Origin of the sequence: Streptomyces sp. NPDC059010 (assembly GCF_042740355.1) — a bacterium.
Taxonomy (GTDB): domain Bacteria; phylum Actinomycetota; class Actinomycetes; order Streptomycetales; family Streptomycetaceae; genus Streptomyces.
Genome location: NZ_JBHYJA010000002.1, coordinates 279,769 through 304,917 on the forward strand (window position 1 = coordinate 279,769; position 25,149 = coordinate 304,917).

The window sequence follows — 25,149 nt, forward strand, 5'->3', positions numbered from 1 at the left end:
CTTCTTAGTCCTCCCCCAGGATCTGCGGCACCTTGAAACGCTGCTGCTCCTGGGCCGGGGCGCCGGAGAGCGCCTGCTCGGGGGTGAGCGACGGACGGACCTCGTCCACACGCATGACGTTCGTCAGCGGGAGCGGGTGCGAGGTCGGCGGTACGTCTTGGTCGGCGACCTCGCTGACGCGGGCGACCGCGCCGATGATGTCGTCCAGCTGGCCGGCGAAGTGTTCAAGCTCTTCGGGCTTCAGCTCCAGACGCGCCAGCCGGGCGAGGTGGGCGACCTCCTCGCGCGTGATGCCAGGCATGCAGCGATCCTCTGGGGTGAGAGTTTGTGGTTTGGGGCCAATCCTATGGGGCGAGGACCGATGGCCGTGAAACGGTTTCCCCCGCCCCGCTCGCGATCACCCGCGGCGCCCGTCCCAGACCTCGCTCTTCATGAAGTGGTTGTCGTACAACTCCTGCACCTCCAGCAGGCTCTCCAAGGTGGCCTCGCCGAGGGCGATGCACTGGACGGGGCCGGCCGTGACGTCGTCACCGGAGAGGATCTCGGCGGCGCCGTCGAGCAGGAAGAACATCTCGGCGGAGTTGACGTGCTCAGACGAGGAACAGCAGGGCGGCACTGATGAGGACGACGACCGCCGTGGCGAAGTGGATCCCGAAGGCCACGGCCTTCGTGCCACCGTGCCGCAGCACTATCAGTGTGTCGAAGAGCGGCACGATCGCCACGGCGAGCATGAACCACGCCTCGGCGCGGGCGCCGACGAAGAACAGCAGCGCCAGGCCCAGCACGCCGAAGGTGCCGTCCCTCAACCCCTTGATCGAGAGATAGGCGCCGGCGTCGCCGTCCGGCCGGGCCGGGACGCCGTAGCCGGTGGCGGCGGAGGCGGGCTGGAGCAGGAACCGGTACCCGAGGAACAGGCAGAACAGATTGAGCACGACGGCCAGGGTGTAGGCGGTCACGGTCATGGCTTGACTCCTCGCTAGCAGTGCTAGGGACGAGAGCGAAGCTAGCAGAGCGTCGACAGGATGGCTAGCGCTGCTAGAATTTCTGGCATGTCGATCCAGACGCGCAAGGAGCGCGAACGAGCGGAACGCGAGCGGCTGATCGTCACGGCGGCCCGTGAGCTGGCGGAGGCCGAGGGCTGGGAGGCGGTCACCACGCGCCGCCTGGCGGCGGAGATCGAGTACAGCCAGCCCGTCCTCTACAGCCACTTCAAGGGCAAGGACGCGATCATGGCGGCGGTGGCGGTGCAGGGCTGCGCCGACCTGGCGGAGGAACTGCGCACGGCCCGTACGGCGGTGAAGGGCACGCGCGCGGCGTTGACAGCTGTGGGCGAGACGTACACGGCGTTCGGCCGACGGCGACCGGCCCTCTACGACGCCATGTTCACGTACCGGGTGGATCTGCCGTTCGCCACCGACGAGGCCCCGGAGCCACTGAAACGGGCCTTCGGAGAGATCGCGGCGGCGGTGGAGCCGATCACCAAGGAGGGCGAGGACCTGGGGGTGCTGACGGAGACGTATTGGGCAGGGCTACATGGGTTGGTCACGCTGATGCGCAGCGGTCGACTGCCGGAGAAGGCTCATGAGCAGAGGTTGGCCCTGTTGATCGGACACTTCACGGCAGCGCCCTGAAGGGGCGGGGAAGCTACTCGGCGGCAGGCAATGCGGCCCGCGGCCGCTGCCAGCCCCGCGACCCCCGCGCCCGCAGCCACGCCGTGGTCTCGTCCGCCGGCATCGCCGCGGCGACCAGCCACCCCTGAACGGCGTCACAGCCCAGATCCCGCAGCCGTTCCCACGTCTCGTCGTCCTCGACGCCTTCGGCGACCACCAGCAGCCCCAGCGAGTGCGCCAGATCGACCGTGCACCGCACGATCTCCGCGTCCTCGTTGTCCACCGCGAGCCGCGCCACGAACGACCGGTCGATCTTCAGCTCGCTCACCGGCAGCCGTCTGAGGTGGACCAGTGAGGAGTACCCCGTCCCGAAGTCGTCCAACGACATCTTCACGCCGTGCCCGGTGAGCCCGGCGAGTGTGTCGGCGGCCCGCTGCGGGTCCTCCAGGAGGACGTGTTCCGTTATCTCCAGCTGGAGCGCTCCCGCCGGAACGCCGTGCCGGGCGAGCCGGGCTGCGACGGAACCGGCGAACCCGGGCGTGTGGACGTCGCGCGGGGAGACGTTGACGGCGACGGGTACGTACAGCCCCTGCGAGCGCCACTGCGCGACCTGTCCGAGCGCTGTCTCCAGCACGTACTCCGTCAGATGCGGCATCAGCCCCGACGACTCGGCGATCGCTATGAACTCGTCCGGCGGCACCTGCCCGCGTTCGGGATGCATCCAGCGGACCAGCGCCTCCAGTCCGGCGACCTGTCCGTCGAAGCGGACCTTCGGCTGGTAGTGCAGCTCCACGTCGTGCGCGTCGAGCGCCCGGCGCAGATCCCCCAGCAGGCCCAGCCGGTCCGGGGTGTTGGAGTCCCGCTTCGACTCGTAGACCTCTACGCCCGTACGGTCCCGCTTCGCCTGGTACATCGCCACGTCCGCGCGGCGCAGCAGCCCCTCGGCGTCGAGCGCGTGGTCGGGGAAGACGGCGACGCCGGCGCTGGCCTCCAGGACCAGGGTGAGCCCGTCGAGGTCGAGCGGGGAGCTCAGCGCGGCGACGAGGTTGCGGGCGACCCGGGTCGCTGACGTCGTGGAGTCGGCGACCGGCAGTAAGACGGCGAACTCGTCGCCGCCGAGCCGCGCGGCCTCCGCTCCGCGCGGCAGGGCGAGCCGCAGCCGATCGGCTATCTGCAACAGCAACCGGTCACCGGCGAGATGACCGAGCGTGTCATTGACCGATCGGAACCGGTCCAGGTCGATCAGCATCAGGGCGGACCGGGCGCCGATCCGTTCGGCGTCGTCGAGCGCGGTCCAGATGCGCTCCAGCAGCCACTGCCGGTTGGGCAGCCCGGTCAGCGGGTCGCGCAGCTGCTCCTCGGCGCGGGCCCGGGCGATCCACAGGGTGGAGTCGAGGGCGATGAGCGGGATGGAGAACAGCGGCAGCAGCAGGGGCTTGGCGACGGCGACCACACACACCAGCGGTGCGATGCCGAGCAGCGCGACGGCGACCAGCCCCTGCCTGACCAGGGCGGTGCGGGCGACGGTGGGCAGGCCGCCGCGCGGGGCGTGCAGATACCAGAGCAGGACGCGGGTGACCACGAGATAGGCGGCGGCGACGAGCACCACGCCGGGGGCGGTGTAGAGCGTCCAGGTGTCGGGGTTCCACGGGTGCTCGACGGTCGGTACCCGGCCGAACGCGGCCAGCACCAGGGCCCCGGCGGCGATGCCGAGGATGTCCACCGCGCCGTGCAGCACGCCCTGCCGCCAGCGGTTGCGGCGGGCGATGCCGACCAGCACGACGACGGTGAGGCTGACCATCCCGGCCGGCACCCAGCCGTACAGCATCAGTACGGCGAGGGTGAGGGCGGCGCCGGAGCCGGTGCCGCCCCACCAGCGGGCGCGGCCGAGCGCGACCAGGTGGCCGACGATGACGCCGGTCAGCACGGCCAGCGACCAGCCGACCGTGCCGGACGGGAAGAGGGCGTGGCTGCCGCTGAACGCCCGGTAGAAACCGGCTCCGAGGACGAACCCGGCCGCCGCGACGATCGATGCGGGCAGCGCGGGCCAGGACAGGTGCCGTTCATGGTCGGAGTCCGGCAGCCCGGCCGCGGGCTCGGCGCCGAGCTGCACGCCGGCGCGGCCGTCCGTCATGGTGTGCTGCCCGGCGGCGCTCCCCGCGCCTCTTTCCGCCCGCGAACGCTCCGCGGTGCGCGCCACCCAACCCCGCCACGCGCCGGTGATCCGGCGCAGCCGTGAATGGGGGGCGGCGCTCTCGGTCGGTTCCATTCCCGTCCCTCTCACAGCCGGCGGTGCCCACGCCACGCGGCCCGATGCCCGACAACAACCCTCAACGGCACCGCGTTGGAAAACCCTTCCCCTCGCCCTTCAAAGCCCTCTCGGAGCAAGGGGATGCCCCAACCGCAGCTGGGCACGGCAGGCGCACCCCTCAACAGTAGGCCGCAGAAGGCCTCCCCGGGCAGCGGTCGCCGACGGTTGCCCGAATGCGCCCCAGCCACCCGTATGCATCTGGTATGCGCCGATCGGGGGGCCTTCAACCGCTACTCCTCTGCGGGTAGGGCAACTTCGGCCGCCGCTTCGGGCCCCTCGTCAAGGAGCACTTTGAAGCCGTCCTCGTTCAGGACAGGCACCTTCAGCTGCATGGCCTTGTCGTACTTGGACCCTGGACTGTCACCGACGACAACAAAAGATGTCTTCTTCGAAACGGAGCCGGTCACCTTCGCTCCGCGACTTTGCAGCGCTTCCTTGGCGCCGTCGCGGGTGAAGTGCTCCAGCGTGCCGGTGACGACGACGGTAAGCCCTTCCAGCGGGCGCGGTCCCTCGTCCTCGCCGGTCGACTGCTCCTCCAGCGGAACCCCGGCGGCCTTCCACTTGCGGACGATCTCCCGGTGCCAGTCCTCGGCGAACCATTCCTTGAGCGCGGCGGCGATGATGGGACCGACGCCGTCGGTCGCCGCCAGCTCCTCCTCGGTGGCCTGCTCGATGCGGTCGACCGAGCGGAACTCACGCGCGAGGGCCTGGGCCGCCACCGGCCCGACGTGCCGGATGGACAGCCCGTTGAGGAACCGGGCCAGCGGGCGCTGCTTGGCCTCCTCGATCTTCTCCAGCAGGGCGAGGGTGTTCTTCTTCGGCTCGCCCTTCTGGTTCGCGAAGACCGTGACGACCTTCTCCTCGCCCGTCTTGGGATCCCGCTTGGGCAGGCCGCTGTCCTGGTCGAGGACGTAGGCCTTGATGGGCAGCAGCTTCTCCACCGTGAGATCGAACAGGTCGCCCTCGTCGACCAGGGGCGGGTCGGCCGGCTCCAGAGGGCGGGTGAGCGCGGCGGCGGCCACGCCACCGAAATGCTCGATGTCCAGGCACTCGCGGCCCGCGAGATACGAGACGCGCTCTCTCAACTGGGCGGGGCAGGTACGGGCGTTGGGGCATCGGAGGTCGATGTCGCCCTCCTTCATGGGCCTGAGCGCCGTACCGCACTCGGGGCACTCGCTCGGCATCACGAACTCCCGCTCGCTGCCGTCGCGCAGGTCCACCACCGGGCCGAGGATCTCCGGGATGACGTCCCCGGCCTTGCGGATCACCACGGTGTCACCGATCAGCACGCCCTTGGCCTTGACGACCTCCTGGTTGTGCAGGGTCGCGAACTCGACCTCGCTGCCCGCGACCGTGACCGGCTCGACCTGGGCGTACGGCGTGACGCGGCCGGTGCGGCCGACGCCCACCTTGATGTCGATGAGCTTGGTGTTGACCTCTTCCGGCGCGTACTTGTAGGCGATCGCCCAGCGCGGCGCCCGGGCGGTGGAGCCGAGGCGGCCCTGGAGCCGGATCTCGTCCAGCTTGACGACGGCGCCGTCGATCTCGTGCTCGACGGAGTGGCGGTTCTCGCCGTCGTAATGGGCGATGAACTCCCGCACGCCGCCGAGGTCGTCCACGACCCGGTTGTGCCGCGACGTGGGCAGGCCCCAGGTCTTGAGCAGGTCGTACGCCTCGGAGAGGCGGGTCATGCCCGTGAAGCCCTCCAGGGCGCCGATGCCGTGGACGACCATGTGCAGCGGGCGGGTCGCGGTGACGCGCGGGTCCTTCTGGCGCAGCGAACCGGCGGCGGCGTTGCGGGGGTTGGCGAAGGGCTTGTCCCCCGCGGCGACCAGGCGCTCGTTGAGTTCGAGGAACTTCTCCATCGGGAAGTAGACCTCACCGCGGATCTCCACCAGAGCGGGGACCTCGTCGCCCTTGAGGCGGTCCGGGATCTCGGCGATCGTCCGGACGTTCGGAGTGATGTCCTCGCCGGTGCGGCCGTCTCCGCGGGTGGCCGCGCGCGTGAGCCGGCCGTTCTCGTAGGTCAGGTTGACGGCGAGGCCGTCGACCTTCAGCTCGCACAGGAAGTGGTACTCCTGATCGCCCAGTTCCCGCGCGATCCGGTCGGCCCAGGCGGCGAGTTCGTCGTCGTTGAAGGTGTTGTCGAGCGACAGCATCCGCTGGCGGTGCTCGACCGCCGTGAACTCCGTCTCGTACGACCCCGCGACCTTCTGGGTGGGCGAGTCCGGCGTGCGCAGCTCCGGGTACTCCTCCTCCAGTGCCTCCAGAGTCTTCAGCAGCTTGTCGAAATCCGCGTCGCTGACGACGGGAGCGTCCTTCACGTAGTACCGGAAGCGGTGCTCCTCGACCTGCTCCGCCAGCTGCGCGTGCTTTTCGCGGGCCTCGGCGGGCACCGCCGTCGTCTCCGCCTGCTTGTCGCCGGCCACCGTGTTGTCCTCCCGTTACTCTGGGTTGTCCGCGAGGGATCTCGCCGCCCGGACGCAGTGGGCGAGAGCCTTGCGCGCATACTCCGGGGAGGCCCCCGCGAGTCCGCACGACGGCGTGATGGTGACCGCCTCCGTGAGAAGCCCCGGTGACAGCCCCAGCCTGCGCCACAACGTCCTGACACCCATGACGCTACCGGCAGGGTCTGACAATGGGCCGTCCGTGCCCGGGACGACACCGGCGAAGAGCCGGGTGCCGCCTTCCACCGCCTCGCCGATCGCGTCGTCGTCACGCTCGGTGAGGAGGGAGAAGTCCAAGGAGATCGCCGTCGCGCCCGCCCGGCGCAGCAGGGCGAACGGGACGTCCGGTGCGCACGAGTGGACCACGACCGGGCCGTCGCCGTGAACCCCGACGACATCGCGGAGGGTGGCCTCGACGATCTGCCGGTCGACGGCGCGGTGGGTGCGGTAACCGCTGGCGCTCCTGACCTGGCCGCGCAGTACGGCGATGAGGGAGGGCTCGTCGAGCTGGAGGACGAGCCGGGCGCCGGGGATCCGGCGGTGGACCTCCGCGAGGTGCTGGCGCAGGCCCTCGGCGAGGGAGGCGGCGAGGTCCCGGCAGGCGCCGGCGTCGGAGAGGGCCGCCTCGCCGTTCCTCAGCTCCAGTGCGGCGGCCAGCGTCCACGGGCCCACGGCCTGGACCTTCAGCATTCCCTCGTACCCCTGGGTGAACTCCTCCAGGGCGTCGAGGTCCTCCCCCAGCCAGGACCTCGCCCGCTTGGTGTCCCGGCCCGGCCGGTCCCCGATCCGCCAGCCGCTGGGCTCCACGCGCGCGTACAGCTCGACGAGCATCCCGGCGGTCCGGCCGATCATGTCCGCGCCGGGGCCGCGGGCGGGGAGCTCGGCGAGGAACGGGAAGTCCTCGAAGGACCCGGAGGCGGCCTTGGCGGCCTCACGGGCGTCGCCGCCGGGCAGGGAACCGATGCCGGTGGCGGGGGCGAAGGTGAACGGGCTGTTTTCACTCACCCGGGAAGCCTATGCAACCTTCCGGCGCCGCCTTCACCCCTGTGGCTTCCAGGACCGCCTTCGCCCCTCCGCCCGGTCAGCGACCCGGCCGCACCGTCAGGTCGTTCACCTCGGCGTCCCTCGGCAGGTCCAGGACCATCAGGATCGTCGTGGCCACCGACTCGGGGTCGATCCACTTCGCGGCGTCGTACTCCTTGCCCTCCTGCTGGTGGACCTTGGCCTGCATGGGGCTCGCGGTGCGGCCGGGGTAGACGCTGGTGACCCGGACGCCGCCCGCGTGCTCCTCGTGGCGCAGGGAGTCCGCGAGGGCCTTCAGGCCGTGCTTCGACGCAGCGTACGCGGACCAGTCGGCGTGGGCGTTGAGGCCGGCGCCGGAGTTCACGAAGAGCACATGGCCGCGGCTGGCGCGCAGTTGGGGGAGGAACTGGCGGGTCAGTTCGGCCGGGGAGATCAGGTTGACGTTGAGCTGGTGGCGCCAGGCCTTCGGGGTCAGGTCGCCCACAGGGCCCAGGTCGACGACGCCGGCGATGTGGAGCAGGGAGTCCACCCGGTCCGGCAGCGACTGGTGGGAGAAGGCCCAGGACAGCTTGTCCGGGTCGGCCAGGTCGCCGACCAGCGTCTTCGCGCCGGGGAACGCCGCCGCCAGCTCCTTCGCACGGCCCGCGTCGCGCGCGTGGAGGACGAGTTCGTCCCCGCGCGCGTGCAGACGGCGGGCGACGGCCGCGCCGATGCCGGAGCCCGCTCCGGTGATCACATGTGTAGCCATGCCCGCCATGCTCGCATCAGCGGGGGTTCACGCCACGCCCCGGCTCTCCTCCAGGTACGCCAGCGCGCCCACCGGCTCCTCCGCGAAGAACACCAGGTCGGTCAGCGGGCGGGGCAGGAAGCCCTCGTCCTCCATGCGGCGGAACTGCTCCTTCAGGCCGTCGTAGAAGCCCGCGGTGTTGAGCAGGACCACCGGCTTGTCCGTGTGGCCGTGCTTCTTCAGCTCCAGGATCTCGGTGGCCTCGTCGAGCGTGCCCGTGCCGCCGACCATGATCACCACGGCGTCGGCCTTCTCCAGCAGCAGCCTCTTGCGCTCGGCGAGGTCCTTCGCGATCACCATCTCGTCGACGCCGGGCCGGGCCTTGGCGGCCAGGAACTGCACGGAGACCCCCACGAGCCGCCCGCCCGCCTCCTGCACCCCGTCGGCGACCACCTTCATCAGCCCGACGTCGGAGCCGCCCCAGACGAGCGTGTGCCCGCCCTTGCCCAGCAGTTTCGCGAACTCGCGCGCGGGGCGCGTGTAACGGTCGTCGAGGTCGGCGGCGGAGAGGAAGACGCAGATTCGCATGAGGCCACCGTACGCGGGAAGAACCGGCGGCCCGCGAGCGCTGTTCGGACATGGCTGAAGGACACACGATCACGATCGAGCAGGGCACGCGACGCGTACGGGTCGTTCACGGCGACCAGATCCTGGCGGAGAGCGACCGCCCCCTCGTCCTGCGGGAGACCGGCTGCCCCGCGCGCTACTACATCCCGGCCGAGGACGTACGGCTCGACCTGCTGACCCCCTCCGACACGCACACGTACTGCCCGTTCAAGGGAACGGCCTCCTACTGGTCCCTGCCGGACGCGGCGGACCTCGTCTGGTCGTACCCGGACCCGAAGCCGGACGTGGCCGAGATCAAGGACCACCTCTGCTTCTACGAAGTCGAAGTGTCGTGAACGATTAGTTCCATGCCGTAGGGCAATCTCCACAGGCATGGACAAGAAGACCTTTTCGGCCGACGGCACCTCCCTCGCGTACGAGATCCGCGGCGAGGGTCCGGTGCTGATCCTCGTCAGCGGTGCGATGTCCACCGGGGGCACCGTGGCACCGCTGGCGGCGGCTCTGGCGGACCGTTTCCGGGTCGTCGTCTACGACAGGCGCGGGCGCGGTCAGAGCCGTGACACGCCGCCGTACGCGGTGGAGCGCGAGGTCGAGGACCTTGCCGCGCTGATCGAGGCCGTGGGCGGGGAGGCGCTGCTGTACGGCGTCTCGTCGGGTGGCGCGCTGGTCTTGGAGGCGGCGGCGAGCGGGCTGCCGGTGCGTCAGGTCGCGGTGTACGAGGTGCCGTTCGCCGTCTACGAGGGCGGCGCGAAGGAGCGTGCGGAGTACACCGAGCGGCTCACGGAAGCGCTCGCCCAGGGGCGTCGTGGGGACGCCGTCGAGCTGTTCCTGCGGCTGACCGGAATGGCCGAGCAGATGATCCAGGGCGCCCGGCAGTCCCCCATGTGGGCCGGTATGGAGACCATCGCGCCGAGCCTGGCCCACGACAACGCCGTGATGGGCGACGGCCTGGTGCCCCGGGACCGGCTGGCCTCGATCGGCGTTCCGGTGCTGGCCGTCGCGGGCAGCGCGAGCCCCGCGTGGATGCACGAGGCGGCGCGAGCGGTCGCGGACACGGTGCCCGAGGGGGCGTACCGGAGCCTGGCGGGGCAGACCCACATGGCGGAGCCGCAGGTGCTCGCGCCGGTGCTCGCGGAGTTCTTCGGGAGGTGACCCGGGGCGGCCTCAGACCGCCGTCGCAGTCGCCCGCACCGTCGACGCGATCGTCGCCGAGCCCACCACGCGCGTGTCGTCGTACAGGACGATCGCCTGGCCGGGGGCGACGCCGCGGACCGGCTCGGTGAAGGTGACCTCCAGGGAGCCGTCGATCAGTTCGGCGCTCACCTCGGTCTCGCCGCCGTGGGCGCGCAGCTGGGCGGTGTAGGTGCCGGGGCCGGTCGGGGCGGTGCCGCACCAGCGGGGCTTGATGGCGGTCAGGGCGGTCACGTCCAGAGCGGACGCCGGGCCGACGGTCACCGTGTTGTTCACCGGCGAGATGTCGAGGACGTAGCGCGGCTTGCCGTCGGCGGCCGGGGTGCCGATGCGCAGGCCCTTGCGCTGGCCGATGGTGAAGCCGAACGCGCCCTCGTGGGTGCCGAGCTTGGCTCCCGACTCGTCGACGATGTCGCCCTCCGCCTTGCCGAGGCGGTTCGCGAGGAAGCCCTGGGTGTCGCCGTCGGCGATGAAGCAGATGTCGTGCGAGTCGGGCTTCTTCGCGACCGCGAGGCCACGGCGCTCGGCCTCCGCGCGGATCTCGTCCTTCGTCGTCAGGGTGTCGCCGAGCGGGAACATCGCGTGCGCCAGCTGCTTCTCGTCCAGGACGCCGAGGACGTACGACTGGTCCTTGGCCATGTCGGAGGCGCGGTGCAGTTCGCGGGTGCCGTCCTCGTTCAGCACCACCGTGGCGTAGTGGCCCGTGCAGACCGCGTCGAAGCCGAGGGCCAGCGCCTTGTCCAGCAGGGCCGCGAACTTGATCTTCTCGTTGCAGCGCAGGCACGGGTTCGGGGTGCGGCCGGCCTCGTACTCGGCGATGAAGTCCTCGACGACGTCCTCGCGGAAGCGGTCGGCGAGGTCCCAGACGTAGAACGGGATGCCGATGACGTCGGCGGCGCGGCGGGCGTCGCGGGAGTCCTCGATGGTGCAACAGCCCCGCGCGCCCGTGCGGAAGGATTGCGGGTTCGCGGAGAGCGCGAGGTGGACGCCGGTCACGTCGTGGCCCGCTTCGGCCGCGCGGGCGGCGGCGACGGCGGAGTCGACCCCGCCGGACATGGCGGCGAGGACGCGGAGGGGGCGGGAGGGCTGCGCGGTGTCAGTCATAACCCTTCCAGGGTAAGGGGGCGCGGGAACCAGGGCCCCCGGGTATCCGTTGACGATCACATGGGACAGCGGAAGGCTTCCAAGGACGGCGACCGGAAGGTCGGTCGTCGCGCGTTGCTCATCGGCGGTACGGCGGCCGCGGTGGGCTCGGCCGTGCTGGCCCGCGACGAGCTGGCGCGCCTGTGGTGGCGGGTGCCCGGTGTGGAGAAGCAGCGCAAGGAGGGCGAGGTCGACTACGCCGGGGCGCGCTGGGTGGCGGCGTCGGACGCGAACTGGCGGCGGGCGGACCGGCCCGACGACTACGGCATCGACATGGTGATCATCCATGTCACCCAGGGCAGTTTCGCGAGCGCGGTGAAGGTTTTCCAGGACCCGGAGCACGGGGCGGCCGCGCACTACATCGTCCGCAAGGACGGCCGCGTCACGCAGATGATCCGCGAGCTGGACGTGGCTTACCACGCGGGCAACCGCGACTACAACGAGCGCAGTGTCGGCATCGAGCACGAGGGTTTCGTGGAGCGGCCGCAGGACCTCACGGACGAGATGTACGAGGCGTCCGCGCGGCTCACGGCCCGGATATGCGCGCGCTACGACATACCCGTCGACCGCGAGCACATCATCGGGCATGTGGAGGTGCCGGGCACGGACCACACGGATCCCGGGGAGCACTGGGACTGGGACCGGTACATGAAGCTCGTACGGGCGGCGCACACGGCGCCCGCCTAGCGGTCCGTCGGGCTAGGTGAGCCCGGCCGCCCGTGCCCGTTCCACCGCCGGGCCGATCGCCTTGGCGACCGCTTCGACGTCGGCCTCCGTGGAGGTGTGGCCGAGGGAGAAGCGGAGGGTGCCGCGGGCCAGGTCGGGGTCGGTGCCGGTGGCCAGGAGGACGTGGCTGGGCTGGGCGACGCCCGCGGTGCAGGCGGAGCCGGTGGAGCACTCGATGCCCTGGGCGTCCAGGAGGAGGAGCAGGGAGTCGCCCTCGCAGCCCGGGAAGGTGAAGTGCGCGTTGGCCGGGAGGCGGCCGTCGGGTGCCGGGTCGCCGCCGAGGATCGCGTCCGGCACCGCCGTACGGACCGCCTCGACCAGGGCGTCGCGCAGGGTGCCGATCTCGGATGCGAACCACTCGCGCTGTTCGGCGGCGAGGCGGCCGGCGACCGCGAAGGAGGTGATGGCGGGGACGTCGAGGGTGCCGGAGCGGACGTGGCGTTCCTGGCCGCCGCCGTGCAGGACGGGGACGGGGGTGTACTCACGGCCGAGGATCAGGGCGCCGATGCCGTACGGGCCGCCGATCTTGTGGCCCGACACCGTCATCGCGGCGAGGCCGGAGGCGGCGAAGTCGACGGGGACCTGGCCGAAGGCCTGGACGGCGTCGGCGTGCAGCGGGACGTCGAACTCCCTTGCCACGTCGGCCAGTTCACGGACCGGCATGACGGTGCCGATCTCGTTGTTGGCCCACATCACGGTGGCAAGGGCGATGTCGTGGGGGCTGCGGGCGATGGCCTCGCGCAGGGCGTCCGGGTGGACCCGGCCGTGGGCGTCGACCGGGAGGTACTCGACGGTGGCGCCCTCGTGTTCGGCGAGCCAGTGGACGGCGTCGAGCACGGCGTGGTGTTCGACGGGGCTGGCCAGGACGCGGGTACGGCTCCGCGCCGGGTCGGCGTCGCGGCGGGACCAGTACAGGCCCTTGACCGCGAGGTTGTCGGCCTCGGTGCCGCCGGAGGTGAAGACGACCTCGCTGGGGCGGGCGCCGAGCGCTTCCGCGAGGGTCTCGCGGGCCTCCTCGACGGTGCGCCTCGCACGGCGGCCGGATGCGTGGAGGGAGGACGCGTTGCCGGTGACGCTCAGCTGGGCGGTCAGCGCCTCTGCCGCCTCCGGGAGCATGGGGGTGGTCGCGGCGTGGTCGAGGTAAGCCATGGTGGCGACGATTCTACGGCGCCCTGGTGAGCACCCCTGAGCCAAGGGCCCCGGGTGGCAGCGGCCGCTAGAAGCTCCAGGACAGCGTGCTGTCCATCTGCATCAGCGTCACCAGGACCAGCAGGTCCGCGACGCCGAGCCCCATTCCCAGATAGGCGCGGCCCTTGCGGCTGGTGCCGCGCCAGAGGGACGCCGCGGCCAGGACGATGGCGGTCGGGCCGAGGAAGACGTTGAAGACCAGGAGGCCGAGGAGGCCGAGGATGAAGGACGCCACGGCCATGCCGTCGGCGTCGCGGGTGCGCGAGCGGGTGCCGGGGCGGGGGGTGGCCGGTGCGGTGAGTTGCATGACTGTCAGCTCCTGAGGAGTCGGTTCGGTCCGGTCGATGGGGTCAGTTGCGGCGGGCGTGACGCTCGCGGGCGGCGAAGATGCCCAGCCAGACGGCGATCACGGCGGCGGCGACGGCGGTGAAGGTGAGTGGTGCGTGGGCCACGGCGCCCAGCAGCACACCCAGCAGCAGGAGTGCGGCGACGAGGAACAGCATGGGTCGGATCCCCCTTCGAGATCTCTCTGGTGTCGATCTCTCTCGTTACGTTTCGGTGAACAGTTGTAGTAACAGTTGTTCACTGACTCTCAAGTCTAGCGCGCCCCACGGCTTTTCAATTCCAGAGAACAGTTGTTAACTGCATGGCATGAGTCACACCCTCGGCATACGGCAGGCCCAGAAGCAGAAAACCCGACAGGCGCTCCTGGACGCGGCGTTGGGACTGCTGGAGGAGCAGAGCCTGAGCAGTCTGGGGCTGCGCGAGGTCACGCGCGAGGTCGGCGTCGCCCCGACCGCCTTCTACCGGCACTTCCGCTCCACCGCCGACCTCGGCGTCGCCCTCGTCGAGGAGGCGCTGGGCAGCCTGCACCCGATGATCCGCAAGATCGTCACCTCGGCCGGTGACAGCGACCTTCGCATAGAACGCGCCGTCGAGCTGATCGCCCGGCATGTCGACACGCACCCGGCCCACGTCCGGTTCATCGCCCGTGAACGGCACGGCGGGGTGCAGTCGGTGCGCAAGGCGATCCAGGGCCAACTGGCCCAGTTCGCCGAGGAGGTGAAGGTCGCGCTCACCAAGGACCCGGTCTCCAGGGGCTGGGGCGACGACGACCTCCTCATGCTCGCCAACCTCTACGTCGACCAGATGCTGATGACGGCCTCCCTGTTCCTGGACGCCTTGGAGGAGCCGCAGGAGGAGCGGGAGCGCGTCGCCCAGGTCGCGACCCGTCAGATGCGGCTGATCAGCATCGGGCGTGAGCACTGGCTGGACTGAGCACCGCAAGCACCGCAACGGCCAGGGGCGGCACCCCCGGTCACCGGGAGTACCGCCCCTGACGCAAGACGTCCCGCGTCAGCTCTTGGCCGCCGACGCCGCCGCGCTCGGCGCACCGCTCGGGGCCCCACTGGGAGCCGCCCCACCGCCCTGGCCACCACCGGGACCACCGCAGCCGCCCTGCCCACCGCCCGGGCCGCCCTGTCCGCCTCCCTGGGCACCGCCCTGCCCGCCGCCCTGTCCACCGCCGGGGGCACCACTGGGCGCCCCGCTGGGCGCACCCGAGGGCGCACCGGACGGCTGGGCGGTCGGGGCACCCGAGGGAGCACCGCTCGGTGCGCCACTCGGCGCACCGCTGGGTGCCCCCGACGGCTGCCGGCACGACGACTGCTGACCGGAGTTGCCACTGTTCGAGTCCGACGAGGAGTCGCCGGATCCGCAGGCCGCCAGGGCCAGGGGCGAGAGCGCCAGCAGGGCCACGGCGGGGAGGAGACGCGCACGCTTCATGAGAAACAGCTCCATGGAAGATGAGGAAAGTCCTTGGAGCCGGAACTCAACCAACGCCGCTTAGGGCTTCCTTGAGGTCCTGCTGTTGATCACCTGTGCGCCGGGCAAAGCGCCACCCAAGACACCTCGCTGACCTGCGCGTTCCCTCGGAGCCTCGCACTACTCGCTGGTACGGGCTCGTGACAGAACGGGCCTCAGGCCAGCCGCACCCGCGCCAGCTGCCGCGACTGGGCCACCAGCCGGTCCGCGCCGTCCCAGACCTCCGCGTCCTCCTCCAGGAACCCGCCCGCGAGGTTGCGCGTCGTGATCGAGACCCGCAGCGGGCCCGGGGCCGGGCGGCAGCGTATGTGGACCGTGAGTTCGACCGTGGGGACCCAGCCGGAGATACCGATCTCGAAGGCGGTCGGCGGCAGGGCGTCCACCGCGAGCAGCAGGGACAACGGGTCGGCGTCGCGGCCGTCGGCGAGGCCGAACCAGGCCCGCATCTCGCCCTTGCCCGAAGGGCTGCCCAGCGCCCAGCCCAGGGTCGACGGGTCGAGCTTGAGCATCAGGCGGTCGGCGATCGCCGAGCTGCCCGACACCGGCGCCGGACCGTCCTCGGGGCCGAAGCAGTGGTCCATCGGCGGGATCGCCGGCGGCCTGGCCGTCGTACGGACGTCATCGGGGAGGGCGTCTAGGTCGCCGTAGGAGGCGAGGACGCGGATGCGTTCGACCTCGTTGCCCTGGTCGTCGTACTGGAAGAGCGAGGCCTGGCCGGTGGAGAGGGTGCGGCCCGTGCGGACCACGTCCGTGCGGACGACCGCCGGACCCGGCTGGGACGCGGTCAGGTAGTGCGCGGAGATGGTGAACGGGTCGCCGTGCGGCAGGGCGTCCGCGAGGGCGCGACCGAGGACGGCCAGCAGATAGCCGCCGTTGACGGCGCTGATGATGGTCCAGCCGGCGGAGAGGTCGATGTCGTAGACGCCGGTTTCGCGCAGGGTGAGCGCGGTGTCGCGGTCGAACTCGCTGTCGCCGATCGTGGCCCGTGGGGCCGTCGGTGCGGAGGCTGCTTCTGGCATGGATGAACGGTACAACAGCTAACTACTAAGCGGTAGCTTTCTGATGTGGAGGCAGGCCGAAACGCAGTGAGACCTGGGCAACTTTTCGGTAAGTGTCCCTGGTCGCCCGAAACCCGAAGCCCGTTCTCGCCCTCTATGAGGACATGAGTCTCACCGGGACCCCGTTCCTCTACACGCTTGTCACGCTGTGCGCCGTGGCCGTCGTGCTGCCGCTGGTCCTCTGGTCGCGGGTGCGCGGGCCCAAGGTCCTGCGGACCGTTGCCAGAGTGCTGATGGTGCTGTTCGCCCAGGGCACGGCGGTCGCCCTGGTGTTCACCATGGTCAACAACTCCAACCAGCTGTACGACAACTGGGGCGACCTGCTCGGCACCAGCGACCATGTCGCGGAGGCGGCCGACCTCGGGGTGAGCGGCACCGGCGGGATCGCGCTGGAGAAGCTGCCCAAGGTCCGGCAGACCTTCAAGCCGGCCAAGGGTCCGGGCATGCGCGCGGAGGGCGGGGTGCTCGTCACGCAGCTCAAGGGCCAGGTGTCCGGGGTGCACGCCGAGGTCAACGTCTGGCTGCCGCCGCAGTACCACGAGCCCGCCTACCGCAATCACCGGTTCCCGGTCGTCGAGGTGCTGCCGGGCTACCCGGGTTCGTCGAAGGCCTGGTACGGGACGATGGACGCGCCCCAGCAGCTGGCGCCGCTGATGCGCAGCGGGCAGATCGAGCCGTTCATCATCGTCTCGCCGCGCACCACGCTGCTGCCCGGCAAGGACACCGGCTGCGCGAACATACCCGGCAAGGTCAACGCCGACAGCTGGCTCAGCATCGATGTGCCGAAGATGGTCATGGACAACTTCCGTGCCAAGGCCGCGCCGGACGGCTGGGCGGTCGCCGGGTACTCGGCGGGCGCGCACTGCGCGACGAAGCTGGCGGTCGCCCACCCCGACCGCTACCGGGCCGCGGTCAGCATGTCGGGGTACAACGACCCCTCCGCCGTACCCCAGTCGCTCGCCGGCCGGTCCCGGGCGCTGCGGGCGGCGAACAACCCGTTCGTGCTCCTGAAGGACGCCGCAGTCCCGCCGCGCGTCGCGCTATACATGTCCGGTCAGCCGGGCGACGGATACGAGGCGGCGATGGCCCTCAAGCGGGTCGCGAAGGCGCCGACGGCCGTGAACGTGGTGTTCGTCCCGAAGAACGCGGGCGGCCACACCATGGCGCTGTGGAAGCCGCAGGTGGTGCCCGCGTTCCGCTGGCTGACCGAGGTGATGGGGACGCAGCACGGGGCCCGTACGGAGTCGGGGACTACTCCTCTCGCACCGTCGAACGCCGGTTCCAGGCACGCGGAGCTCGCCAGTGGTACCGCATCGCTAGAAGACGCAGCACGAAAGCCGTGACGGCCGCGAAGGCGCTGGTGAGCGGGGTCAGGGCGTCGTAGCGGATGCACAGGACGACCATCGCGGCGCCGACCATCGCCGGGACCGCGTACAGGTCGCGGTCCCAGCGCAGCAGTGACGGCACCTCGTTGGCCAGGACGTCGCGCAGCACACCGCCGCCCACGGCGGTCGCGAGGCCCAGGCAGGCGGAGGCGGTGAGGCCGAGTCCGTACTCGTACGCCTTCGTCGTCCCGGCGACGCAGAACAGACCGAGGCCCGCCGCGTCGAAGACGTTCACGCCGGTCTGGATGCGCTCCACGTGCGGGTGGAGGAAGAAGACGAGGAGCGCGGCGAGCAGCGGGGTGAGGAAGTAGCCCAGGTCGGTGAAGGCGGCCGGGGGTACGGCGCCGATGACCACGTCCCGGAACAGCCCGCCGCCCAGGGCGGTGACCTCGGCGAGGACGGCCATGCCGAAGATGTCGAAGTTCTTGCGGACGGCCAGCAGGGCGCCGGAGATCGCGAAGACGAAGATGCCGATCAGGTCGAGCGTGTGCTGGACGGACGGGCTGAACAATTGCTGGAGCACCCGTACATTCTTGCGCAGCGCAAAGCCCTCGCCTTGCAAAGAAAGGCGAGGGCTTGGGCTGGGCTACTTCTCGGTGGACTCTGAGGACGGGGTGGACTCCTCGGACGCCGTCTCGTCGGCCTCGGCAGTCTCCGAGGCCTCGGTGACCCCCTCGGCCTCCACCTGCGCAGCCACCGCGGTGGACGTCGCCGCCGACTCCGCCAGGACCTCGTCGGCCACCAGCTCGGCGGCCTCCTTGGCCACGGACAGCAGCACCGTGTCCTGGGGCTGCTGGTCCTCGAAGTTCTCCGGGTGGTGGCAGGCGACCTGCTGACCGGGCGCCAGCTCCTTCAGCGGCGGCTCGGTCGTCGTGCAGATCTGCGTCGCCTTCCAGCACCGGGTGTGGAAGCGGCAGCCGCTCGGCGGGGAGATCGGCGAGGGCACGTCGCCCTTGAGCAGGATGCGCTCGCTCTTGGCCGCCCTGCGCCGCGGGTCCGGGATCGGCACCGCCGACATCAGCGCCTTGGTGTACGGGTGCATCGGCGCCTTGTACAGCGAGTCGCGGTCGGCCAGCTCCACGATCTTGCCGAGGTACATCACCGCGATCCGGTCCGAGACGTGCCGGACGACCGAGAGGTCGTGCGCGATGATCACGTACGTCAGGCCGAGCTCCTCCTGGAGGTCGTCGAGGAGGTTGACGACCTGCGCCTGGATGGACACGTCCAGCGCGGAGACCGGCTCGTCGGCCACCACGAGCTTGGGGTTGAGCGCGAGCGCGCGGGCGATGCCGATGCGCTGGCGCTGACCGCCGGAGAACTCGTGCGGGTAGCGGTTGTAGTGCTCGGGGTTGAGACCGACCACCGACAGCAGCCGCTGCACTTCCTTTTTGATGCCGCCCTCGGGCGTGACGCCCTGGAGCTTGAAGGGGGCGCCGATGATCGTGCCGATGGTGTGGCGCGGGTTCAGCGAGGAGTACGGGTCCTGGAAGATCATCTGCACGTCGCGGCGCAGCGGGCGCATCCCGCCGACGCCGAGGTGCGTGATGTCCTGGCCCTCGAACTCCACCTTGCCGGCGGTCGGTTCGAGCAGCCGTGTGATCAGCCGGCCCATCGTCGACTTGCCGCAGCCCGACTCGCCCACGACGCCCAGGGTCTCACCGGACCTGACCTCGAAGTCGATGCCGTCGACGGCGTGCACCGCGCCGACCTGCCGCTGGAACAGGCCCTTCTTGATCGGGAAGTGCTTCTGCAGCCCCGACACCCTCAGCAGGACCTCGCCGGGGGCGGCGTCCTTGGTGAGGGTGGCACCGTCGCTCTTCGCCGGAGTGGTCACGGCTGTGTCCTTGGGGTTCTCGCTCACAGCTTCGGCGCAATCTCTTCGGTCCAGATACGCTGCCGCTGCTCCATGGTCAGATGGCAGGCGGCCCAGTGCCGGCCGCCGGCCTCGGTCAGCTCGGGGCGGACGGTACGGGTGACGTTGTCCTTCGGGAGGTCCGCGTACGGGCAGCGGGGGTGGAAGGCACAGCCCGACGGGATGTTGATCAGCGAGGGCGGGGAGCCCTTGACCGGGATGAGCCGGTCCTGCTGCTCACGGTCCAGCCGCGGCATCGAGCCGAGCAGGCCCCAGGTGTAGGGGTGGCGGGGCTCGTAGAAGACCTCCTCGGCCGGTCCGCGCTCGACACAGCGGCCGCCGTACATCACGAGGATGTCGTCAGCGAGCTCGGCGACGACGCCCAGGTCGTGGGTGATGATGATGACCGCGGAGCCGAACTCCGACTGCAGATCGCGGATGAGGTCGAGGATCTGCGCCTGGACGGTGACGTCGAGGGCGGTGGTCGGCTCGTCCGCGATGAGCAGTTCGGGGTTGTTGACCAGCGACATCGCGATCATGGCGCGCTGGCGCATACCGCCGGAGAACTCGTGCGGGTAGCTGTCGACCCGCTTGTCCGGCTGCGGGATGCCCACCCGGTCGAGCATCTCGATCGCCCGCCTGCGGCCGGTCTTCTTGTCGACGTCGTGGTGGATGCGGTACGCCTCCACGATCTGGTGGCCGATCGTGTAGTACGGGTGCAGCGCGGACAGCGGGTCCTGGAAGATCATCGCCATGTCGCGGCCACGCAGCTTGCGGACATGGTCCGGGTCGGCGGACAGCAGCTCGGTGCCGTTCAGCCAGATCTCGCCGGAGATCTGCGCCTTGCGCTTGCCGTACTGGCCGGCGGTGTGCAGGCCCATGATGCCGAGCGAGGTCACCGACTTGCCGGAGCCGGACTCGCCCACGATGCCGAGGGTCTTGCCCTTCTCCAGCTGGAAGCTGAGTCCGTCGACGGACTTGACCAGGCCGTCGTCGGTCGGGAAGTGCACCTTGAGGTCGCGCACCTCCAGGAAGGAGGTCGGGGCCGGCGAGGTGCCCGTGGGCTCGCCCACGGCCGCTCCGGTCTTGCTGAGTTCGGTCATGCCAGCCTCACTCGGGGGTCGATCACGGCGTACAGGACGTCCACCACGAGGTTGGCGATGAGCACCGCGACAGAAGTGATCAGGGTGACGCCCAGGATGACGGGCAGGTCCTGCGTCTTGATCGCGTTGAGCACCGCCTGGCCCAGGCCGGGCAGGCTGAACGTGGTCTCGGTCAGGATGGCACCGCCGATGAGGGCGCCGAGGTCCATGCCGAGCATGGTCATGATGGGCGTCATCGTCGAGCGCATCGCGTGCTTGCGGATGACGACGCCTTCGCGCAGGCCCTTGGCCCGGGCGGTGCGGATGTAGTCCTCGCCGAGGATCTCCAGCATGTTGGCGCGGGTGATCCGGGCGTACATCGCCGCGTAGAGGAAGGCAAGGGTGGCCCAGGGCAGGATCATGGACGTGAAGTAGCCGCTGACGCTCTCCGTCAGCGGGACGTATTCCGCGTCGATCCAGCCCAGTCCGATGTCGAAGATCGCGACACTCAGCAGACCGGTGAAGTAGATCGGGAGGGAGACACCCGACAGGGCGACGAGCATCGCACCGCGGTCCCACAGGGTGCCCCGCTTGAGCGCGGAGAGGACACCCGCCGCGATACCGAACACGAGCCACAGCACGGCGGCGCCGAGCGCGAGACCCAGGGTCACCGGGAAGCGGTCGGTCAGCACCGGCCAGATGGCCTGCTCGCTGCGGAACGAGTAACCGAAGCAGGGCGCCGCGCACTCCGTGACGTCGCCACCGGCCGCGTAGGTGCGGCCCGTGAAGATGCCCTTGAAGAACTCCCAGACCTGGGCGTAGATCGGGTCGCCCAGACCGAGCTTCTGCCGCACGGCCTCGACGGCCGCGGGGTCGGCCTGCTTGCCCACGAAGCTGGTGGCGATGTCGACACCGGCCCACTTCGGGACGAGGAAGAAGATGCCGAAGACCACCATGATGATGACCACGAGCATCACTGCGGCGGCGAACAGCCGCCTGATGAGGTATGCGAGCACAGCTCTCGGCCCGCTGCGGACCGCGGGCCACCGGAGATTGTCCGATGGCCCGCGGTCACGCCGCGCCGGCCTTCACCTGCCTTTCGTGCCGTATGGCGGGTGTGCCGGGTCTACTTCGAGTTCTTCAGGCCGAGGTTGACGAAGTCGTACATACCGCTGTACGCGTCCGTCGTGTAGACGTTGGCCAGGTTGCTCGACCGCCAGTTGATGAACTTCTCGAAGACGAAGGGCAGGTAGTAGCCGCCCTCCATGACCTTGTGGTTGATCTCCGAGGCGATCTTGGTCTTGCCCGCGTCGTCCAGCGTGGTGGTGTACTGGTCGAAGAGGCCGTCGATCGCCTTGTCCTTGATCAGGGCGAAGTTGTTGTTGCCGCTCTCAAGGATGTACTTGCTGTCCCACAGCGGCAGACCGTAGCCCTGGACGGACGGGAAGTCCGGACCCCAGCCCATGATGATGATGCCGTAGCCCTTCTTCACCACGTTCGAGGGGCTGCCGATGATGCCGGAGCTCTGCGAGCCGTCGTACTGGTCGATGTCGGCGGTGATGCCGACCTTCTTCAGCGAGGCCTGGAGGGACTCGGCGGTGGCCACCTCGGAAGGCTTGTTGTTGCGGACCGCGATGGTGGTCTTGAAGCCGTCCGGCTTGCCGCAGGCCTTCAGCTCTTCCTTGGCCTTGGCGGCGTTGCCGCTCTTGTTGGCGCCGGAGATCTCGTACGGGTCGTACTTCTGGCCCTCGGCACCCGGGACGGACGGCGGCAGCATGTTGGTGCCGATGTCACCACCGGCGACCGGGCCGCCGCGCGCGTTCTGCAGCGAGACGTGGTCGGCGCCGTAGATCACGGCCTTGCGGCAGTGCTCGTTGTCGAACGGCTTCACGCTCTGCGGGAAGACCGCGTAGCGGATGTAGCCGGAGACCGGGTTGTCCAGGTTGCCCTTGTGCTCCTTCAGGGCGGTGGTACGGCCCTGCGGCGACAGACCGGTCTGGCCGATGTCCAGGTCGTAGTCGCCCGCGATCAGGCGCGCGTCCATGTCGTTGGCGTTCGAGAAGAACTTGATCGTGATCTGGTCCGGGTACGCCTTGCGGATCGGGTCCGAGGCCTGCTTCCACTCGGTGTTGCGGACCAGCTTCAGGTCCTTGCCCGGGTTGTACGACTCGAACTTGTACGGGCCGGAGGAGAACGGGTGCAGACCGTACTTGGACTTGGTGTCCTTGTCCTGGCGGACCGGGGAGGCCGACGTCAGGGCCAGCATCTCCTCGAAGTCCGAGTTGGCCTGCGGCAGCTTGAAGACGATGGTCTTGTCGTCCGGCGTCTCGATGGCCTTCAGGCCGAGCTTGTCCGCCGACTTGTCCTTGTACGGGCCCTTGTACTCGCCCTTGGGGTCGAGCACGTCCTTCAGGTAGACCGGGCCGCCGGACAGCACGTCCTGCGCCCAGACGCGCTCGATGCCGTACTTGATGTCCTTGGAGGTGATCGGCTTGCCGTCCTCCCACGTGGCCCCGTCACGCAGGGTGTACGTGTAGGTCTTGCCGTCGTCCGAGACCTTGGCGAGCCCGGTGGCGAGGTCCGGGGTCAGCTCGGCGCCCGCCGCGCCCGGCTCCGTCTTGCCCGTGACGAGCTGACGGCTGTAGTAGCGGGAGAAGTTCCACATGAAGCCGTAGTAGCCGCGCGTGGTGTCCCACGAGTCGGCGTCCTGCGCTCCGGCGAACTTCAGCGTGCCGCCCTTCTTGGCGAGGGAGGCCTGGGCGACCTTGTTGTTCGCGGCGTCGAAGCCGGCTGCCCCGCCCTTGGAGCCCTCGTTGTCATTGCCGCCGCCGCACGCCGCCGTGGAGAGCAGCGCCGCGACCACCGCGGCAGCGGCCATGGCCTGCTTGCGCCGCCCTGAGGTGCGTTGGGTAGTCACGATCTCGGATCCTCCGGAATTGATGAGAGACCCCGTGTGGTGTCACGGGTCGCTTGGGTAACGGCAGTTCAGCGGGAGCCCTTCGGGTCGAGCGCGTCACGCACGCCGTCGCCGAAGAGATTGAAGGCAAGAACTGTGATGAAGATCGCCAGGCCCGGGATCACCATGTACATGGGGTCCGAGTCGTAGTAGTCGATCGCGCTGGAGAGCATCTGCCCCCAGGAGGCCGTGGGCGGCTTGACGCCCACGCCCAGGAAGCTGAGTGCCGCCTCGGTGAGGATGTTGGTGGGGATCATCATCGTCGTGTACACGATGATGGGGGCAACAAGGTTGGGCAGAAGTTCCTTGAACAGGATGTAGAACCGCCCGGCGCCGAGTGATCGTGCCGCTTCGACGTACTCGCGTTCGCGCAGCGAGAGCGTCTGACCGCGGACCACCCGGCCGATGTAGGGCCAGCCGAAGAAGCCGATGACCAGGATCATCACGAACAGCCGGACCTCGGTGCCGGAGAGTCCGAGCATCTCGTTCGGCATGACGGAGACCAGCGCGATGATGAACAGCAGCTGCGGGAAGGCCAGCAGACCGTCCATGATCCGGCTGATCACCGAGTCGACCCAGCCGCCGAAGAAGCCGGCCAGGACACCCAGCACGGTGCCGATGACGACCGCGACCAGCGCGGACAGGAAGCCCACGAGGAGCGAGACCCGGGCGCCGTAGATGATGCGCGCGAAGATGTCGCGGCCGCTGACCGGCTCGACACCCAGCAGATGCTCACCGCTGATGCCGCCCAGCGACCCCGTCGGCGTGCCGAACAGCGGGTCGATCAGGTCCTCGTGGTGCGTCTCGGGGTCCTGGCCCACGAGATTGGCGATCATCGGCGCGAGAAGGGCGACGGCGATGAGCACGAGCACCACGACGCCGCCCGTGAGGGCGAGCTTGTCCCGCTTCAGGCGCTCCCAGGCGATCCGTCCAAGGGAACGCCCCTGAACGGCCTTGGCGCCGGTGGTCGCAACCGCCGCTTCCTCGGCCGCACTGGGGGCCGCTTCCGCGGTCGGCTCGTGCAATGGTGCCGTCATGTGGCAGGGACCCCTCTCGACCGGCGGTAGCCGGCCCGCACTTGCCGCTGTGGCGGCGTGATCAGTCCGTCGTACGCGGTGGTACTCAGTCGTCGTACACAGGGGCGAGCACCCCTGGAGCGGGAGTCTTCAACGCTTCAGCGTTTTGTTGCCAGAGCTGGTGGGGAAAGGATGCGCAACCGTGATGCTGTCTGCTGGGTTCCGTTATCCGAACAGCAGGTAACGAACGACGGACGCGAGTTACTTGGGGCGTATGAGGGCGGACCGGGACCTTCCGATCGCATCTACGCGCGGAGATTTACCTGTGAAACCGAAGTCGGGGGCGGTTTGCACCTACGACAGTCGGGCCACCGACTGAACGGCGGGTCAGTCGGAGAGTGATCAGTAGCGACCGGGTGACGGAGGGTAGCCGTATCCCGAGGCCGGGGCCTGGGCGGGTGCGGGGGCGTGGGCCTCGCGGTCGTAGAAGGGCCGGCCGTTCGCGCGCATCCACATGGCGACCGGGTCGAACTCGTCGGACATCGCCACGGTCGAGACGGGCAGTCCGTCCGGGACCGCGCCGATCGACTGCGACATCATCGAGCGCACCGAGTCCACGGCGGGCGGGCTGGTGTCGTACACGTCGAGCCCGATGGCGAGATACGGCGCGCCGAGCGCCGGCTGTACCCAGGCGCGGCGCAGCGAGCGGACGGCCGGGGTGCGGTGGGCGTTCTGCGCGAGCAGGGCGTAGAACTGCGGGATCTCGATGCCGGGCTCCGTCAGGCGGAGCGGGCCGGCCGGCTGGCGGTCCAGGCCGGTGGCGATGCGGCGCAGGTCGAGCCAGGGGATGCCGACGCCGCCGCCGGGGGCGTGCGGGTTGAGCCAGAGGCCGTAGTGGTCCGGGTAGAGGGTGCGGGCGAGGGGGGGGGCCGCGCGGCGCGCGCGGCGGGGGGGGAGCCCGGGCGCGCGCGCCGCGCGCGCGG

At 70.0% G+C, this 25,149-nt stretch carries 27 protein-coding genes; 6 read left to right on the forward strand and 21 right to left on the reverse strand.

The window, feature by feature from the left end:
- Window positions 1–4: 4 nt before the first annotated feature.
- The 3 genes from gatC to ACFWYS_RS03415 form a co-directional block, all read right to left on the reverse strand.
- On the reverse strand, window positions 5–301 hold the full coding sequence (gene gatC, locus ACFWYS_RS03405; protein ID WP_031485327.1) for an Asp-tRNA(Asn)/Glu-tRNA(Gln) amidotransferase subunit GatC: 297 nt from the start codon (window positions 299–301) through the stop codon (window positions 5–7).
- Window positions 302–397: 96 nt separating this feature from the next.
- Window positions 398–571, reverse strand: a complete 174-nt coding sequence (locus tag ACFWYS_RS03410) for a hypothetical protein (RefSeq protein WP_384762647.1) — start codon at window positions 569–571, stop codon at window positions 398–400.
- Between the two features lie 19 nt (window positions 572–590).
- Window positions 591–962, reverse strand: coding sequence for a DUF4267 domain-containing protein (locus tag ACFWYS_RS03415; RefSeq protein ID WP_384762649.1), 372 nt, complete (start codon window positions 960–962; stop codon window positions 591–593).
- 87 nt (window positions 963–1,049) lie between these two features.
- Here ACFWYS_RS03415 and ACFWYS_RS03420 point away from each other — a divergent pair, with 87 nt between their 5' ends.
- Window positions 1,050–1,631 (forward strand): TetR/AcrR family transcriptional regulator, encoded by a 582-nt coding sequence (locus ACFWYS_RS03420; protein ID WP_384762651.1) that lies wholly within the window; start codon window positions 1,050–1,052, stop codon window positions 1,629–1,631.
- Window positions 1,632–1,644: 13 nt separating this feature from the next.
- On the opposite strand, the gene ACFWYS_RS03425 is transcribed toward ACFWYS_RS03420, so the two are convergent.
- The 5 genes from ACFWYS_RS03425 to ACFWYS_RS03445 form a co-directional block, all read right to left on the reverse strand.
- Window positions 1,645–3,879, reverse strand: a complete 2,235-nt coding sequence (locus ACFWYS_RS03425) for a putative bifunctional diguanylate cyclase/phosphodiesterase (protein ID WP_384762653.1) — start codon at window positions 3,877–3,879, stop codon at window positions 1,645–1,647.
- 272 nt (window positions 3,880–4,151) lie between these two features.
- Complete coding sequence (gene ligA, locus ACFWYS_RS03430) at window positions 4,152–6,350, reverse strand: NAD-dependent DNA ligase LigA (protein WP_384762655.1); 2,199 nt, start codon at window positions 6,348–6,350, stop codon at window positions 4,152–4,154.
- A gap of 15 nt (window positions 6,351–6,365) precedes the next feature.
- Window positions 6,366–7,373: a methionine synthase gene (locus ACFWYS_RS03435; protein ID WP_384762657.1), complete on the reverse strand. Its 1,008-nt coding sequence runs from the start codon at window positions 7,371–7,373 to the stop codon at window positions 6,366–6,368.
- A gap of 76 nt (window positions 7,374–7,449) precedes the next feature.
- Window positions 7,450–8,148 (reverse strand): SDR family oxidoreductase, encoded by a 699-nt coding sequence (locus ACFWYS_RS03440; RefSeq protein ID WP_384762658.1) that lies wholly within the window; start codon window positions 8,146–8,148, stop codon window positions 7,450–7,452.
- 18 nt (window positions 8,149–8,166) lie between these two features.
- A complete protein-coding gene (locus ACFWYS_RS03445; RefSeq protein WP_384762660.1) occupies window positions 8,167–8,706 on the reverse strand; it encodes a TIGR00730 family Rossman fold protein in 540 nt (179 codons plus the stop codon).
- 50 nt (window positions 8,707–8,756) lie between these two features.
- Between ACFWYS_RS03445 and ACFWYS_RS03450 the strand changes: the two genes are divergently transcribed.
- On the forward strand, window positions 8,757–9,080 hold the full coding sequence (locus tag ACFWYS_RS03450; protein ID WP_384762662.1) for a DUF427 domain-containing protein: 324 nt from the start codon (window positions 8,757–8,759) through the stop codon (window positions 9,078–9,080).
- Between the two features lie 37 nt (window positions 9,081–9,117).
- On the forward strand, window positions 9,118–9,897 hold the full coding sequence (locus ACFWYS_RS03455) for an alpha/beta fold hydrolase (protein ID WP_384762664.1): 780 nt from the start codon (window positions 9,118–9,120) through the stop codon (window positions 9,895–9,897).
- Between the two features lie 12 nt (window positions 9,898–9,909).
- Here the strand turns inward: ACFWYS_RS03455 and mnmA are convergent, their stop codons facing one another.
- Window positions 9,910–11,040, reverse strand: a complete 1,131-nt coding sequence (mnmA, locus tag ACFWYS_RS03460) for a tRNA 2-thiouridine(34) synthase MnmA (protein ID WP_384762665.1) — start codon at window positions 11,038–11,040, stop codon at window positions 9,910–9,912.
- A 60-nt stretch (window positions 11,041–11,100) separates the two neighbouring features.
- On the opposite strand from mnmA, the gene ACFWYS_RS03465 reads away from it, so the two are divergent.
- Entirely contained in the window at window positions 11,101–11,766 is a 666-nt protein-coding gene (locus ACFWYS_RS03465; protein WP_384762667.1) for an N-acetylmuramoyl-L-alanine amidase, read from the forward strand.
- A 12-nt stretch (window positions 11,767–11,778) separates the two neighbouring features.
- On the opposite strand, the gene ACFWYS_RS03470 is transcribed toward ACFWYS_RS03465, so the two are convergent.
- The 3 genes from ACFWYS_RS03470 to ACFWYS_RS03480 form a co-directional block, all read right to left on the reverse strand.
- Window positions 11,779–12,954: a cysteine desulfurase family protein gene (locus tag ACFWYS_RS03470; protein ID WP_384762669.1), complete on the reverse strand. Its 1,176-nt coding sequence runs from the start codon at window positions 12,952–12,954 to the stop codon at window positions 11,779–11,781.
- Window positions 12,955–13,021: 67 nt separating this feature from the next.
- Entirely contained in the window at window positions 13,022–13,300 is a 279-nt protein-coding gene (locus ACFWYS_RS03475) for a DUF4190 domain-containing protein (RefSeq protein WP_384762671.1), read from the reverse strand.
- Window positions 13,301–13,343: 43 nt separating this feature from the next.
- Entirely contained in the window at window positions 13,344–13,496 is a 153-nt protein-coding gene (locus tag ACFWYS_RS03480; RefSeq protein WP_272121906.1) for a hypothetical protein, read from the reverse strand.
- Window positions 13,497–13,644: 148 nt separating this feature from the next.
- Here ACFWYS_RS03480 and ACFWYS_RS03485 point away from each other — a divergent pair, with 148 nt between their 5' ends.
- A complete protein-coding gene (locus tag ACFWYS_RS03485; protein ID WP_384762673.1) occupies window positions 13,645–14,271 on the forward strand; it encodes a TetR family transcriptional regulator in 627 nt (208 codons plus the stop codon).
- Window positions 14,272–14,349: 78 nt separating this feature from the next.
- Here ACFWYS_RS03485 and ACFWYS_RS03490 read toward each other — a convergent pair whose 3' ends face one another.
- Together ACFWYS_RS03490 and ACFWYS_RS03495 are read right to left on the reverse strand one after the other, a co-directional pair.
- Entirely contained in the window at window positions 14,350–14,778 is a 429-nt protein-coding gene (locus ACFWYS_RS03490) for a hypothetical protein (protein WP_384762675.1), read from the reverse strand.
- A 194-nt stretch (window positions 14,779–14,972) separates the two neighbouring features.
- Window positions 14,973–15,836: a thioesterase family protein gene (locus ACFWYS_RS03495; protein WP_384762677.1), complete on the reverse strand. Its 864-nt coding sequence runs from the start codon at window positions 15,834–15,836 to the stop codon at window positions 14,973–14,975.
- A 143-nt stretch (window positions 15,837–15,979) separates the two neighbouring features.
- On the opposite strand from ACFWYS_RS03495, the gene ACFWYS_RS03500 reads away from it, so the two are divergent.
- Window positions 15,980–17,218 (forward strand): alpha/beta hydrolase, encoded by a 1,239-nt coding sequence (locus tag ACFWYS_RS03500; RefSeq protein ID WP_384762679.1) that lies wholly within the window; start codon window positions 15,980–15,982, stop codon window positions 17,216–17,218.
- On the opposite strand, the gene ACFWYS_RS03505 is transcribed toward ACFWYS_RS03500, so the two are convergent.
- The 7 genes from ACFWYS_RS03505 to ACFWYS_RS03535 all read right to left on the reverse strand — a co-directional run.
- A complete protein-coding gene (locus tag ACFWYS_RS03505; protein WP_384762681.1) occupies window positions 17,127–17,783 on the reverse strand; it encodes a trimeric intracellular cation channel family protein in 657 nt (218 codons plus the stop codon). The two genes, ACFWYS_RS03500 and ACFWYS_RS03505, sit on opposite strands and share 92 nt — an antisense overlap.
- Before the next feature lie 63 nt (window positions 17,784–17,846).
- Complete coding sequence (locus ACFWYS_RS03510) at window positions 17,847–19,094, reverse strand: ABC transporter ATP-binding protein (RefSeq protein WP_384762683.1); 1,248 nt, start codon at window positions 19,092–19,094, stop codon at window positions 17,847–17,849.
- 23 nt (window positions 19,095–19,117) lie between these two features.
- Entirely contained in the window at window positions 19,118–20,215 is a 1,098-nt protein-coding gene (locus ACFWYS_RS03515) for an ABC transporter ATP-binding protein (RefSeq protein ID WP_384762685.1), read from the reverse strand.
- Window positions 20,212–21,210, reverse strand: coding sequence for an ABC transporter permease (locus ACFWYS_RS03520; RefSeq protein ID WP_384762686.1), 999 nt, complete (start codon window positions 21,208–21,210; stop codon window positions 20,212–20,214). The genes ACFWYS_RS03515 and ACFWYS_RS03520 overlap by 4 nt, the downstream gene beginning before the upstream one ends.
- A 110-nt stretch (window positions 21,211–21,320) precedes the next feature.
- Window positions 21,321–23,111: an ABC transporter substrate-binding protein gene (locus tag ACFWYS_RS03525; protein WP_384762688.1), complete on the reverse strand. Its 1,791-nt coding sequence runs from the start codon at window positions 23,109–23,111 to the stop codon at window positions 21,321–21,323.
- Between the two features lie 68 nt (window positions 23,112–23,179).
- Window positions 23,180–24,187 (reverse strand): ABC transporter permease, encoded by a 1,008-nt coding sequence (locus tag ACFWYS_RS03530; protein ID WP_384762690.1) that lies wholly within the window; start codon window positions 24,185–24,187, stop codon window positions 23,180–23,182.
- A gap of 381 nt (window positions 24,188–24,568) precedes the next feature.
- A partial coding sequence (locus tag ACFWYS_RS03535; RefSeq protein WP_384762692.1) for an enhanced serine sensitivity protein SseB C-terminal domain-containing protein occupies window positions 24,569–25,149 on the reverse strand: 581 nt, incomplete at its 5' end.